The sequence below is a fragment of the Rhizobium sp. Leaf453 genome (assembly GCF_001425605.1).
In the GTDB taxonomy this organism is placed as follows: domain Bacteria; phylum Pseudomonadota; class Alphaproteobacteria; order Rhizobiales; family Rhizobiaceae; genus Pararhizobium.
In genome coordinates this window covers 282,936-297,159 of the sequence record NZ_LMRG01000012.1, presented here as the reverse complement: position 1 = coordinate 297,159, position 14,224 = coordinate 282,936, and the positions used below count along the sequence as shown (strand labels likewise).

Genomic DNA, 14,224 nt, shown 5'->3' with positions numbered 1-14,224 from the left:
CGCGATCCCGCAGGCAATGACAGGAAAAGACATGACCCAAGGATTTGGTGCGGAATCCACCGCCGACGATGTGCTTGACAGCGTCGATCTCCGGGGAAAACGCTTCCTCGTCACAGGAGCGGCATCGGGCATCGGGCTCGAAACCGCCCGCGCGCTGGTAGCCCACGGCGCCAGCGTCATCGGCGCCGTACGCGATCCTGCCAAAGCCGAAGAAACCACCGCACAAGTGCGCGCCGCTGCCTGGGATGGTGGCGGCAGCTTCGACCTGATCGCGCTCGATCTGGCATCCCTCAAAAGCGTCCACGCCAGTGCCGACAGGCTGCTGGCCGATGGCCGCCGGTTCGATGCCGTCATTGCCAATGCCGGCGTCATGGCGACCCCGTTCGGCAAGACGGAGGATGGTTTCGAAACCCAGTTCGGAACCAACCATCTCGGCCATTTCGCGCTTGTGAACCGGATCGAGCCGCTCATCGCCGACAACGGACGCCTGATTGTCCTGGCATCGCAGGCGCATCGCGTCGCCGATGTCGATCTGGGCGACCCCAATTTCGAGCAGCAGGCCTATGATCCCTGGGTGGCCTATGGCCGCTCGAAGACGGCCAATGCCCTCTTCGCCGTCGAGTTCGACCGCCGGCATCGCGGTCGCGGCGTGCGCGCCGCCTCCGTCATGCCCGGCAACAGCCTTACGGCTCTTCCCCGCCATCTGGCGCAGGAAGATCTGCAAGGCCTGTTCGAAACCGTCGGCAAGGCCCGCGCTGAGGCCGGCCTGCCGCCAGCGGAACTGAAGGATATTGCCCAGGCCGCCGCAACCTCCGTCTGGGCCGCCGTCGTTGCGAACGCGGACGTTATCGGCGGCAAATATCTCGAAGACTGTGCCGTCGCCGAGATCAACGACACGCAAAACCCCTTCGCCGACGGCGTCCGTTGCTACGCGCTCGATGCCGACAGGGCGAAGCAGTTGTGGGCGAAAAGCGAGCAGATGCTCGGGGCTGCCTGACAAGGTGGCCTTATCTCCCCCTCGGTGGGGGAGAAAGCAATTTCAACTCTTAGCTTCAGCTAAGTGTTAGAAATTGCAAGAGAGGGGGTCGGCATGGACGCACGGACGGCTTCCAGAAAAGAAACGATCCCCTCACCTGAAAAATCTGGCACTTGGCTGAAGCCAAGAGCCGATTTTTCTTCCTCTCCCACAAGGGGAGAGGCCAACCCTCAGCCAACTCCCTGCCAAACCGGGGATGGCCTTGAGCCACGAAGGTACGGCAATTTTACCTCTCCCCCAGTGGGAGAGCTGCCAGGCGTGGCAGTGAGGTGGGGCCGGTGCCGGGTGGGGGACAGACGTAAGCCCTTGTCCGGTGGATTGGCAGAAAGTGGTTTCCCTCCCGTTTGAAACAGGATCGGGGCGTGCCTGTGAGGCACACAACAGACCNCCGGATGGGGGACAGACGTAAGCCCTTGTCCGGTGGATTGGCAGAAAGTGGTTTCCCTCCCGTTTGAAACAGGATCGGGGCGTGCCTGTGAGGCACACAACAGACCGGATGGTGGCGCAAATGCCGCCAGACCCTGGTGGTCCCCCGAAAGGGGTGCCGTTCTGGCAGAGAAACCGGAGTTGCCCGTCGACCAACACTGAACGGGGCGCTGGAAGGCGTCATATACNCCGCCAGACCCTGGTGGTCCCCCGAAAGGGGTGCCGTTCTGGCAGAGAAACCGGAGTTGCCCGTCGACCAACACTGAACGGGGCGCTGGAAGGCGTCATATATAATTACTTCGTCAGCGGCACTTTCCAACGCCCCGGCCAAGGAGAATGGACTTGACCAAACCACGACGGACTTCCGGGCGTGGGTGATGGTGTTGCAATCCATCCTTTGAGGGCAAGGCTACCCATGTGGAGCCCCCCTCTGGCCTGCTGGCCATCTCCCCCACAAGGGGGGAGAGACCCAGCCGCCGAACTCGCGGTCCAGAAAACGGACAGAGCGGCAGTTTAAGCCCCTCCCCCTTGTGGGGAGGGGACTTTGAGGGATCCATGTCTGCCACTCAAGGAGAGATGCATTTACCCCTTGCAACATCCCCCAAAGCAGAGACAAATCACTGTCAAACCAATCCGATACGAAGCACGTCCCGCCCACCTCCTCCTCCCAAGGTGATCCCATGAGCCAAGCAAACGTCTCCCCCCCCCTTGGCGCCGTGCCCGGCCCAGATGGCACGACCTTCGCCGTCTGGTCGGGCGCCGCCTCCGGCATCGAGCTTTGCCTGTTCGACGAGACCGGCGAGCGTGAATTGCGACGGCTGCCGATGCAGCGGGGCGAGGATGGCGTTCACAGTCTGTTGGTCGCGGATGCGCCGGTCGGGACGCGATACGGCTTTCGCGCCTGGGGAACCTATGCCCCCGATGATGGCCTGTGGTTCGATCCGGCCAAGCTGCTGGTCGATCCCTATGCAACCGAACTCGACCGCCCCTTCCGCCATGATCCCCGCCTGTCCCTGTTCGGCGACGACACCGCCGATCTCGTGCCAAAGGCGATCGTCCGCGTCCATCCGTCCGTGCCGCCGCAACCGCCGCAGGTCAAGACCGGCGGCCTGATCTACGAAATCGCGGTGCGCCCCTTCACCATGCTGCATCCGGATATTCCGGACAGCGTGCGCGGCACCCTCGGCGCGCTTGCTCACCCCTCCATCATTGCCCACCTCAAGCAGATCGGCGTTTCGGCGGTCGAGCTGATGCCGATCACCGCCTGGATCGACGAGCGCCACTTGCCACCGCTCGGACTGACCAATGGCTGGGGCTATAATCCCATCGCCTTCATGGCGCTCGATCCGCGCCTCGTTCCTGGTGGCGTCGCCGAACTCAGGGACACCGTGACAGCGCTGCATGACGCGGGCATCGGCACTATTCTCGATCTCGTCTTCAACCATTCCGGCGAAAGCGACAGGCTTGGCGCAACGCTCTCGATGCGCGGCCTCGACAACCACACCTATTACCGCCACGCGACCGGCCGTCCCGGCGAGCTGATCAACGACACCGGCACCGGCAACACCATCGCCTGCGATCATCCCGTGGTCCGCCAGTTGATCCTCGACAGTCTCCGGCATTTCGTGCGCGCCGCCGGCATCGATGGATTCCGCTTCGATCTCGGCTCCATCCTCGGCCGCGACAGGAATGGTTTCCGCAACGATGCCGCGCTGCTGACGGAAATGCTGGCCGATCCGGTGCTGAAAGACCGCGTGCTAATCGCTGAACCCTGGGATATCGGCCCGGGCGGTTACCAGCTCGGCAACTTCCCCGCCCCCTTCCTCGAATGGAACGACCGCGCCCGCGATGACCTGCGCCGTGTCTGGCGGGGCGATCGCCATATCGTCGGCGATCTCGCAACGGCGCTGGCCGGTTCATCAAACATCTTTTCCCGCCATGGGGGCGAGCAGACCCGCAGCGTCAACTTCATCGCCGCCCATGACGGCTTCACGCTGATGGACCTCGTCTCCTATGCCGGCAAGCACAATGAGGCGAATGGCGAGGACAATCGCGACGGCCACAGTGACAACCAGTCCTGGAACAACGGCGTGGAAGGCGCGACGGACGATCCGGAAGTCCAGGCCTTCCGCAGGCGAGACGTCATGGCCCTGCTCTCGACCCTGTTTGCCACCCGCGGTACGGTCATGCTGACCGCCGGCGACGAGGCCGGGCGCAGCCAGCGCGGCAACAACAATGCCTATTGCCAGGACAACGCAATCACCTGGGTCGACTGGCGGGCGCTCGACCCCACCCTGATCGCCCATACCGCGCTGCTCAGCCAGATCCGCGCGCGCTTCGATGTCTTCCGCGAGACCGCCTTCTTCACCGGCAACGGAGACGTCCAATGGCTACGGCTCGATGGCCAGCCGATGACAACGGGCGACTGGGAAAGCCCGTCAACCGACAATCTGATCATGCTGCTGACCACCGGTGATGCGGTCCAGAACAGAAGCACAAGGCTCGCCGTCGTCATCAACCGCAGCCACGCACCGCACCCGTTCCATCTGCCCACGCAGCAGGGAATGGGCTGGCAGAGCCTGCTACCCTCTGCCAGCGCCGGCGTCAGCATGGTCGCCGCCCGCAGCGTCGGCTTCCACGTTGAAATTTCATGAACCAACCCGCCAGCCTGTTTGCCGTTCGTCGCAAGATCGGCCTATAGAGAGCGGGGGGATATTTTTGATCGGGAAAGACAATGCCGCAGGAAATTTCACTGTCTGACGTCAAGGATCTGGTCGGCAAGGAAATCGGGATTTCCGACTGGATCACGGTGACGCAAAAGGTCATCGACGGTTTCGCCGATGCCACCGACGACCACCAGTTCATCCACACCGACCCGGTGCGCGCCGCCGCCGAGACCCCGTTCGGCGGCACCATCGCCCATGGATTTCTGTCGCTCTCGCTGCTCTCTGCGATGAACTACAACTGCCTGCCCCGTGTCCGCGAACAGACGATGGGCATCAATTACGGCTTCGACAAGGTCCGCTTCATGACGCCGGTGAAGAGCGGCGCCAAGGTGCGCGGCCGCTTCACCATGGCCGAAGCCCGCTTCCGCGGCGCCGGCATGCTGATGGTCACCTACGACGTCACAGTCGATATCGAAGGCGAACGCAAACCCGCGCTGACCGCCAACTGGCTGACCATCATCCAGTTCGACCCGAAGGACCGGCCGGAGGATGCGTGATCAACCTGCGACACAAGAGACCGTCCGCCTCGCTTTCGAGACGCAGGCCAGCGCCTGCCGTGGCCTCGGCTCGCCGTTTACCGCAAGGCTCTGCACACTTGCGGGCGAACGGTTGACCGCATCGGATTTCGTCGGCAAGACAATCCTGTCGTGGGGTGGCGATCCTTCGCCCGGCGGCGACTCCGTGCCACTCCGTCTTGCGGGTGCCCTGCATGCGCTTGTGCTGTCCGGCAACGACCGTGATCTGGCCGCTGTCTACCCGCCGCATGTGACAGCAAATGACAACAATCTCTGGGCTGCGGTGGAAAACGCTTTCGAAACACATTCCACCTTCATTCTCGATCGGTTGAAGTCGGCCCCCCAAACCAATGAGGTGCGCCGTTCGGCGGCACTTCTGCCTAGCTTTCTGACGATTTCCAGCCTGCTTCGGAAGCCTCTGATCCTCTCCGAAGTCGGCGCGAGCGCCGGGCTCAATCTGCAATGGGATCGCTACGACTACAGGCTGGGCGACAGGACTTGGATCATGCAGCCCTCACCGGTGCTGATCGCGCCGGAGTGGTGTGGGCCACCACCACCCAAGGTCCTCGTTCATGTCGAAAGCCGTGCCGGTTGCGATCTCAATCCTTTGAACCCTGCCCGCGACGATGACGTCCTGCGGCTTTTGTCCTATATCTGGGCCGACCAGCAGGACAGGCTGGAGCGCACCCGCTTTGCGCTGTCAATCGCGGCTGCAAACCGCCAGGTTGTCGAAAAGGCAGATGCGGTAGACTGGTTGCAACAGCGGCTCGGGCCTGTTCATGAGGGCCATGCGCACGTGATCTATCATACAATCGCCTGGCAATATCTTCCAAAGCCGTTGCAGGAAAAAGGCGAAGCTCTGATCGTAGCTGCTGGTGAGCGCGCAACCTCGAACGCGCCGCTGGCACGATGGAGGCTGACGATCAGAAGCACAGTGCGGCGTTGACGCTGCAGACATGGCCGTCCGGCGAAAAACACTTGATCGGCCGCGCCGATTTTCACGGCCGCTGGATAGAATGGATTGGCTGGCCCGGCCTTCATTGAGGCCGGGCGTGGAATGATGTCAATTCCCCGCGTCTTCCGCCGCCTCGTTCAGCAGCCCCGAGACATACGGCGCAAACGAGCGCCAGCACTCGACGCGGAAGGCGTCTTCCGCCGTGCGCAGCAGCACCACTTCCGCCTTGGCCAGCACGGTGCGCGAGCAGGCGCCGACCGGGAAGGCGGTCAGCGAAAGGTCCTGCGGGCAGCCGCCGTTAACAGCCACTTCGGCGCCGCGACCCTTGACGACGATTGCGGTGTTGCGGTGGGAAATGTCGGTCGCCGAATGCAGCACGCCGCTGCCGGCAACGGCCGACATCAGGTCGCCTTCGGTCTCGTCGATGACGAGCCATTCGTCCGGGCCGAGCCAGAGCGCATGCCGGCCGTTCACCGAAGCCGAAGTCTTCGGCTTTGTCGGCAGCGACAGGCCGAGCGCGCCGGAGAGTGCTGAAACGGCATCCGGCTTGGCGCGCAGCGAGATGCGGGTGGCGGGCTTCGCCACCGACAGGGATGCGGCGCCGGAGCCGCCATGGAAGCCGGCGAGCGGCAGGGTACGATTTGCCAGATCAGCCATTGATGCGGCCTCCTTCCTTGTCAACAAAGACCATGTCGCTCACCTCGACGGCGATCGTCTTGTCGGGCATCGGCACATAGAGCGTCTGCCCGATCTTCGCCTTGCCGCCGGCAACGAGTGCCAGCGCAATCGACCGGCCGCAGTTTTCCGACCAGTAGGACGAGGTCACATGCCCGATCATCGTCATCGGCAGGGCCTGGTTGGGGTCGGCGACGATCTGCGCACCTTCTTCGAGCACAACATTCGGGTCCTTGGTCAACAGGCCGACAAGCTGCTTGCGGCCTTCGGCGACGAGGTCGGGACGGCGCAGGCCGCGGATACCGACAAAGTCCGTTTTCTTCTTGCCGACGGCCCAGCCGAGCGAGGCATCGTCCGGGGTGACGGTGCCGTCCGTGTCCTGACCGACGATGATGTAGCCCTTCTCGGCGCGCAGCACGTGCATCGCCTCGGTGCCGTAGGCACAGCCGCCGAGCGCCTGCGTCCGCTCATAAATCGCAGCCCAGACATCCGGACCGAAATCGGCGGGAACGTTGACTTCGAATCCGGTTTCACCGGTGAACGACATGCGGAACAGCCGGGTCGGCACGCCGCAAATCTTGCCTTCGCGAACGCTCATGTGCGGGAAGGCTTCGTTCGACAGGTCGATGCCTTCCACCAGCGGCGCGATGATCTCGCGTGCCTTCGGACCCTGCACCGCGATGACCGCCCACTGTTCGGTGGCCGAGGTCAGCCAGACGTTCAGATGCGGGAACTCGGTCTGCAAATAGTCTTCCATGTGGTTCATGACGCGGGCGGCTCCGCCGGTCGTCGTCGTCACATGGAAGCGATCCTCCGCCATGCGACCGACCACGCCGTCGTCATAGACGAAGCCGTCCTCGCGCAGCATGATACCGTAGCGGCAGCGGCCGGGCTTCAGCGTATCCCAACTGTTGGTATAGATCAGGTTGAGGAACTGGGCCGCATCCGGGCCGACGACCTCGATCTTGCCGAGCGTCGAGGCATCGAAGATGCCGGCAACGTCGCGCACGGTCTTGCACTCGCGGTTGACGGCCTGATGCATGTCCTCGCCGGCACGCGGATAATACCAGGCGCGCTTCCACTGGCCGACATCCTCGAACACGGCGCCTGTCTGCTCTTCGAGCGCATGCATCGGCGTCTTGCGGGTCGGGTCGAACAGGTCGCCACGCGAATGGTTGATCAGCGTCCCGAAGGTCACCGGCGTATAGGGCGCGCGGAAGGTGGTGAGACCGACCTTCGGGATCTCGCGGCCGAGCGTCTCGGCGGCGATGGCCAGACCATGGATGTTGGACAGCTTGCCTTGGTCCGTCGCCATGCCGTTGGTGGTGAAGCGCTTGATATGCTCGATCGAGTGCATGCCTTCGCGAACGGCCAGACGAATGTCCTTGGCGCAGACGTCGTTCTGGAAGTCGATGAAGGCCTTGACCGTCGTATCGGCACCGGCGCCTTCGGCGCTGCCTGCCATACCGCCGGTCCAGGCAAAGGCATTCGCCCCCTGCAGCGAGAGCTTTTCAGGCGCGGTGAAGCCCGATGCATTCGACGTCAGTTCACCGGCCGCCAGCGATTCCTCGATGGTGGCCTGCAGGTCGTTGGTGCCGTTGCAGGCACCGACAGAAAGGCAGTCCTGCGCATAGGTGCCGGGCAGGAAGCGCTGCGTCTCGTTGTCATAGGCGACCTTGCCGCGCGACTGCGAGAACATGTGCACCGATGGCGTCCAGCCGGCGGAGGTCAGGAGCGCGTCGATGGCGATCTTGCGGGCGGCACCGCCGCCGTTGCGGGCGACCGACATGGAGGCGACCCGCAGCTTGCCGCCGGTATCGACGACAGCGTGGCCGGTCATGACTTCGATGCCCAGCGAACGGGCTTCAGTGAGAACCGCGTCACCCGGCTTTTCGCGGCAATCGACGATCGCGGCGATGGTGATGCCGGCGCGCTTCAGGTCGAAGGCCGCTTCATAGGCGGAGTCATTGGCGGTGTAGACGCCGATCTTCTTGCCGACGGCGACGCCGAAATGGTTGAGGAAAGTGCGTGCGGCCGATGCGAGCATGATGCCCGGACGGTCATTGTTGGAAAACACCATATGGCGTTCGATGGCGCCGGTGGCGATGATGACGCGCTTGGCGCGCACCTGCCAGAGACGCTCGCGCGGCAGCTTGCGGTCGGGCTTCGCCAGATGCTCGGTGACGCGCTCGTTGAGACCGACGAAATTCTGAGCGTAATAGCCGAAAGCAGTCGTGCGCGGCAGGACGGTCACATTCTCCATCTTCGCCAGATTGGCGGCCGTCGATTGCGCCCAGGCATAACCGTCCTGACCGTCGATCGTGACGCTCTTGTCATAGTGCAGCGCGCCGCCAACTTCTGGCTGCTCGTCGCAGATGATGACGCGGGCGCCGGTCTTGGCAGCGGCAAGCGCTGCCGACAGACCGGCAACACCGGCACCGATCACCAGCACGTCGCAATGGGCGTAGCGGCTCGAATAATGGTCGCTGTCGTCTTCGGTCGGCGACACGCCGAGACCGGCGGCCGCGCGGATCTGCGGCTCATAGACATGCTTCCAGGCCTGCTTCGGCCACATGAAGGTCTTGTAGTAGAAGCCGGCCGCGAAGAACGGCGACAGCAGGTTGTTGACCGCGCCGACGTCGAAGGACAGCGACGGCCAGCGGTTCTGCGACACGACCTTCATGCCGTCGAAGACGTCCTGCACGGTGGCGCGAACGTTCGGCTGCTTGCGGGATGCATCACGCTCGACACCGATCAGCGCGTTCGGCTCTTCCGCACCAGCCGACACGATGCCGCGCGGACGGTGATACTTGAACGAGCGGCCGACGAGGTGAACGCCATTGGCGAGCAGCGCGGAGGCAACGGTGTCGCCTTCCAATGCGGCATAGCTCTTGCCGTCGAAGAAGAAACGGGCGGTCTTTGCAGGGGTGAGACGGCCTGCACCGGGAATACGATTGGCGCCGCTCATTTCGCGTCCGACTCCGTGGCTTCATAGGTTTCGACAGGGGCGGAAGCCGCCGGACGCAGCGTGGCGATATCCGGGCGCGGCAGGCCGGCCTTGTAGGTGGTGAGGAACTTGTCGCTGACGGTGTCGCGGGCTGCATTGAAGAAACGGCCACAGCCGTTCAGATGCCGCCAGCGCTCGAAGGTCAGGCCCTTGACGTTGTCACGCAAAAAGAAGAAGGCCTCGAACTCCTCGTCGGTCATCTCGGTCATGTTGGTCGGACGCGCAATATGCGCGTCGCCGCCATGACGAAACTCGAGTTCCGAGCGCTCTTCCTCGCAATAGGGGCAATAGATCAGTAGCATGGTGGTTCCCCCTCAGTGCGCGACAGCCGCGGCGGCGGCTTCGTCGATCAGGCGGCCGGTGCGGAAACGCTCCAGCGTGAACGGCGCGTTGATCTTGTGCGGCGCGTCGTTGGCGATGGTGTGAGCAAAGACGTTGGCCGAGCCCGGCGTTGCCTTGAAGCCGCCGGTGCCCCAGCCGCAGTTGACGTACAGGCCCTGAACCGGCGTCTTGGCGAGGATCGGCGAGCGATCCGGCGTGACGTCGACGATGCCGCCCCAGGAGCGCATCATCTTCATCCGGCGGAAGATCGGGAACAGTTCGCAGATCGCATCCAGTGTGTGGGTGATGATCTGCAGGCCGCCGGTCTGTGAGTAGGACGAATACTGGTCCGTGCCGGCGCCGATGACGAGTTCGCCCTTGTCGGACTGCGAAATATAGGCGTGCACGGTGTTCGACATGACGACGCAGGGGAAGATCGGCTTGACCGGCTCCGACACCAGCGCCTGCAGCGGATAGCTGACCAGCGGCATGCGCACGCCGGCCATTTCCATCAGCACCGACGTGTGGCCGGCCGCAACGACGCCGACCTTCTTGGCATTGATCTGGCCGCGATTGGTATCGACACCCGCAACGGAACCGTCGGGATTGCGGCGGATGCCGGTGACTTCACAATTCTGGATGATGTGGACACCCCGGGCGGCCGCCGCACGGGCATAGCCCCAGGCAACGGCGTCGTGACGGGCCGTACCGCCGCGGCGCTGCAGGGCGGCGCCGTTGATCGGGTAGCGGGCCGAGCGCGAAATATCGAGCGGCGGGCAGAATTCCTTGGCCTGCTCCGGCGTCAGCCATTCATTGTCGATGCCGTTCAGGCGGTTGGCATGGATATGGCGCTTGAACACCTGCTGGTCATGGATGTTGTGCGACAACATCATCACGCCGCGCGCCGAATACATGACGTTGTAGTTCAGGTCCTGGCTGAGACCATCCCAGAGCTTCAGCGCGTGCTCGTAAATGCCCGCACTTTCGTCATAGAGATAGTTGGAGCGGATGATCGTGGTGTTTCTGCCGGTATTGCCGCCTCCCAGCCAGCCCTTTTCGAGCACGGCGATATTGGTGATGCCGTGTTCCTTGGCAAGATAATAGGCCGTGCCGAGACCGTGCCCGCCGGCGCCGATGATGATGACATCATATTCCTTGCGCGGCTCGGGAGAGGTCCACTGCGCCTCCCACCCCTTGTGGCCGCGCATCGCTTCGCGAGCGACAGCAAAAACCGAATATTTGCGCATCCGCCTATACACTCCGTGATCCTGCCCGAGGGCCGGTGAATTTCTTCTGGTCGCCGTTAGAAATCGCAAATCCCGACCGTCCGCAACGTTTCTTTTGCGACGCGGTTGGGCGCTGTTCGTACGAGTTGCGACATGCCGGACAAACATGTTCATTTTCCGACATTCGCCACTCCCGGCGTCACCTGCTGCAGGATAACGAAAGCCGGTGACGGCAATTTTCGACGCCGAGGCGAACTCGTGCTGGACTTTGCAGGACCCATCTGCTATTGGCACCCCCAATCGTAAAGCTTTCGAGCTCTGCGAACTTTATTTTATTGCCTCGTCGCATGACTTTTGAGGCATAACTCGAAACCAAAGGAACGGGATTCACGTGCAGGTACTAGTCCGCGACAACAATGTCGACCAGGCGCTTCGCGCACTCAAGAAGAAGATGCAGCGCGAAGGCATTTTCCGCGAAATGCGGATGCGCGAGGCTTTCGAAAAGCCCTCCGTCAAGAAGGCCCGTGAAAAGGCCGAGGCCATCAGCCGTCAGCGCAAGCTGGCTCGCAAGCGCGCCCAGCGCGAAGCTGGTATCGTTACCGGCGGCCGTCCGGCTGCAGCACGCTGATCCGCGCCTCCAGCGTATCGGACGCATAATTCGGGCGGGGGCGACATGGTCGCCGCCGCTCTTTCTGTTTGAAGAGGATGACGATCATCCGTATCAAACACGATGCAACCGGATGTGATGCCGGATGCATGCCTGAAGCACGGATGGCGTGCTACACTGTCTTCGGACACGGAGCCGGCACCTGAGTGGTGCGCCTGATATGCTCCTCGACTTAGAAACTATGCATGCTCGTCCGACCTGCCGTTGCGCAGCGCGAGACATGCCGCGAGGCTTCGCTTAATTGAGGGATCAATCTTGACATCGACTGCCAGGACTGCGGACTTTTCCGACCATACCGGCGCAAACGCCGAGCGTTCCAATCGGCGCGGTTTCGCCCTTGCCTCCCTGCTGGCGATTGCCGCCGCGGTCACGTTGTCGGGCTGCGTATCCAGCGAGACATCGACCGATACGCTGCGCGTCGAGCGGGCTCAAGGGTCGGAAGAAAACATCGCCTCGCTGTCCGCCGTCATCGCGGCCAATCCGAGCGATCCGGAAGGCTATAACGTTCGCGGTTCCGCTTACGGTCGTGCCGGCGAGTTCCGCCGGGCGCTTGCCGATTTCAACAAGGCGATCGAGCTGAATCCGCGCTTCTATCAGGCCTATGCCAACCGGGCGCTGGTCGAGCGTAACATGGGCAACCAGAGCGCGGCGCAGAACGACTACAACATGGCGCTGCAACTGAACCCGCGCTACGACGTTGCCTTCATCGGCCGCGGCAATCTCTATCGCCAGGCCGGTCAGCTCGATCAGGCCTTTGCCGATTTCAACAAGGCGATCGAACTCGATACGACAGACCCACGCGCCTATCACAATCGCGGCCTGATCTATCAGGCGCGCCGGCAGCACGCGCAGGCGATCGAAGACTTCTCGACGGCGATTTCGCTGTCGCCGAATTCGCCGGAGCCCTACAACGGCCGCGGCATTTCCTATGTTGCCCAGAACGACGACGACAACGCTTTCTCCGATTTCAACACCGCCATCAACCTGAACGCAAAGATCGCCGAATCCTGGGCCAACCAGGCGCTGGTCTACGAGCGCAAGGGCGACAAGGTGAAGGCTGCCAAGTCCTATTCGCATGCGCTGTCGCTCGACACGAAGTACGAACCAGCCCGCGCCGGCCTTGCCCGCGTGAAAGCCGGCGGCGCCTGAGAAACCAAGCACCCTTTTGGGAATCGACCGAACCCGCTGCTGACCGCAGCGGGTTTTTTCTTGTCGGTGGTTTTGCGGCGCGGGACCCCATCGGGGACAGATCGTCACATCTCCACAAACGAAAATGCCCGCTCAACAGCGGGCATTTTCGTTTGTGCATTGCGCCACGCATAAACCGCGCCCGGCCACCAGACCGGGTAGAGCCTCACGTCAGCGAAAACCAATCAGCGCAGCAGCACGAAGCCCGCGACGTTGAGGAGAATGAAGAGGACAAGCGCCGTGAAGAAGCCGGCGCCCGTGAAGAAGCCGGCAGCCATGGCGATCAGCAGGGCGACGCAGAAAAGCGTGCCGAACTTCGCGGCGCTCAGGAAAAAGGAATAAGTCTTTTCGTGCTCGGCATAATCCATCGGCGCGCCAAGTTCAGCCGGTCCGGAATGATGTTCAGCCATCGTCATATCTCCCAAATGCCGCGGCACTGCGCTCAACCAACCGTGCGGCGAGCACCGCATATCGTCTCTCATCCATCCTGCGCGGATTCGCATGCCGGACGGCCGCAATCACACATAGGTGCCCTTACACAAAGCAGCAGTCAAGCGCAACGAAAACCGGAGGCGAGCAACTGCGACATAAGGGTTGTCGGCATGCTTTTGCGGCACAGACCGGCTCAGGCCTGCCCACGCGCCCGGCTCTGCATCGTCAATGCCAGCCTCGCCGTCGGCAGCACCGTCAGCGGCGAGTGATCGGCTGGCCCTACCCCGCCGAACATCATCCGCCGTTCAAACGGCTCGGAATCGAAGAAGGGGAAACGCGTGTAGAGCCAGGGGCGGATTTCACGGACACGCGCCGCCAGCAGTGTCAGGTCGATCTTGTAGCTGCCGCAATTGCTCTGCGGCGTGACGATCGTATCCGCGTCGAAAATGCGTTTGTAGAAGGCGGCATGCTGCGGCTTCACCAGCGACAGGCAGCGATCGACATCGAAATGCTCCGAAGCCATGGTGGCGACACGCAGGGTCAGATAGGGAATGGCCGGCATTTCTCTCAGGATCTGCGGATCGGCAGCCAACCGGACGGGATCGATCAGCGACATGCCGGCATCAAGGAAACGATCGATCTCGGCACCGAAGACGGAACCGGAAGAACTGACACGGTGCTCCGGCGTGACATGATGCACTCGCACCGTACTGATGAGCCGTTCCTCGAAATAGATTCCGAACACATATGCATGGCTGTCGAAATCGATGTCGTCGATCAGCATGCTGCCGGACAAAGGAAGGATATCAGCCATCTTGTAGGCCTTGAACCGGACGCGCGCGACATCTTCCATGTCCTCGCCCGTTTCCACCCGTCGATATTCGACGTGATCCAATAGCTCCAGCAATCTGTCCGCAAACTTGATCTGCGGCGCCGTACGCGCATCCATGAATGACTACCCCTGTGAACGGCGTATTCATCCAGGAAAGTGAGGCCCCTCACAACATCTTAACGGAAATTTAACCAAAAAGGATTTGTTAACCTTAACAA

General features: G+C 62.5%; 11 protein-coding genes and 1 pseudogene. 6 read left to right on the top strand and 6 right to left on the bottom strand.

Translation table 11 applies throughout. The annotated features are described in order from the left end of the window. Positions 1-31: 31 nt before the first annotated feature. From ASG68_RS14925 to ASG68_RS14910, 4 genes and pseudogenes are all read left to right on the top strand, one after another. Positions 32-997, top strand: a complete 966-nt coding sequence (locus ASG68_RS14925; protein WP_062583945.1) for an SDR family NAD(P)-dependent oxidoreductase — start codon at positions 32-34, stop codon at positions 995-997. A gap of 1,145 nt (positions 998-2,142) precedes the next feature. After that, positions 2,143-4,116 carry a glycogen debranching protein GlgX gene (glgX, locus tag ASG68_RS14920; RefSeq protein ID WP_062583944.1) on the top strand — a complete coding sequence of 658 codons (1,974 nt, stop codon included), beginning with the start codon at positions 2,143-2,145 and terminating at the stop codon, positions 4,114-4,116. An 80-nt stretch (positions 4,117-4,196) separates the two neighbouring features. Further along, positions 4,197-4,685, top strand: coding sequence for a MaoC family dehydratase (locus tag ASG68_RS14915; protein ID WP_062583943.1), 489 nt, complete (start codon positions 4,197-4,199; stop codon positions 4,683-4,685). After that, positions 4,678-5,747: pseudogene (locus tag ASG68_RS14910) on the top strand (DUF2332 domain-containing protein). The gene ASG68_RS14915 and the pseudogene ASG68_RS14910 overlap by 8 nt, the downstream one beginning before the upstream one ends. A gap of 19 nt (positions 5,748-5,766) precedes the next feature. Here ASG68_RS14910 and ASG68_RS14905 read toward each other — a convergent pair. From ASG68_RS14905 to ASG68_RS14890, 4 genes are read right to left on the bottom strand one after another with little or no spacing between them, the layout of a single operon-like run. Then, entirely contained in the window at positions 5,767-6,315 is a 549-nt protein-coding gene (locus tag ASG68_RS14905) for a sarcosine oxidase subunit gamma (RefSeq protein ID WP_062583942.1), read from the bottom strand. Next, on the bottom strand, positions 6,308-9,301 hold the full coding sequence (locus ASG68_RS14900) for a sarcosine oxidase subunit alpha (RefSeq protein WP_062583941.1): 2,994 nt from the start codon (positions 9,299-9,301) through the stop codon (positions 6,308-6,310). The genes ASG68_RS14905 and ASG68_RS14900 overlap by 8 nt, the downstream gene beginning before the upstream one ends. Further along, the gene (locus tag ASG68_RS14895) at positions 9,298-9,642 is read right to left on the bottom strand and encodes a sarcosine oxidase subunit delta (protein WP_062583940.1); all 345 of its coding nucleotides are present in this window, start codon (positions 9,640-9,642) and stop codon (positions 9,298-9,300) included. The genes ASG68_RS14900 and ASG68_RS14895 overlap by 4 nt, the downstream gene beginning before the upstream one ends. 12 nt (positions 9,643-9,654) lie before the next feature. Next, positions 9,655-10,908: a sarcosine oxidase subunit beta family protein gene (locus tag ASG68_RS14890; RefSeq protein WP_062583939.1), complete on the bottom strand. Its 1,254-nt coding sequence runs from the start codon at positions 10,906-10,908 to the stop codon at positions 9,655-9,657. Between the two features lie 370 nt (positions 10,909-11,278). Here ASG68_RS14890 and rpsU point away from each other — a divergent pair, with 370 nt between their 5' ends. Next, positions 11,279-11,515 carry a 30S ribosomal protein S21 gene (rpsU, locus tag ASG68_RS14885; RefSeq protein ID WP_062583938.1) on the top strand — a complete coding sequence of 79 codons (237 nt, stop codon included), beginning with the start codon at positions 11,279-11,281 and terminating at the stop codon, positions 11,513-11,515. Positions 11,516-11,908: 393 nt separating this feature from the next. After that, complete coding sequence (locus tag ASG68_RS14880; protein WP_413814021.1) at positions 11,909-12,703, top strand: tetratricopeptide repeat protein; 795 nt, start codon at positions 11,909-11,911, stop codon at positions 12,701-12,703. 224 nt (positions 12,704-12,927) lie between these two features. On the opposite strand, the gene ASG68_RS14875 is transcribed toward ASG68_RS14880, so the two are convergent. Then, positions 12,928-13,152, bottom strand: a complete 225-nt coding sequence (locus tag ASG68_RS14875; RefSeq protein ID WP_062583936.1) for an aa3-type cytochrome c oxidase subunit IV — start codon at positions 13,150-13,152, stop codon at positions 12,928-12,930. A 215-nt stretch (positions 13,153-13,367) separates the two neighbouring features. Continuing rightward, positions 13,368-14,123 (bottom strand): N-acyl amino acid synthase FeeM domain-containing protein, encoded by a 756-nt coding sequence (locus tag ASG68_RS14870; protein ID WP_062583935.1) that lies wholly within the window; start codon positions 14,121-14,123, stop codon positions 13,368-13,370. Positions 14,124-14,224 lie beyond the last annotated feature (101 nt).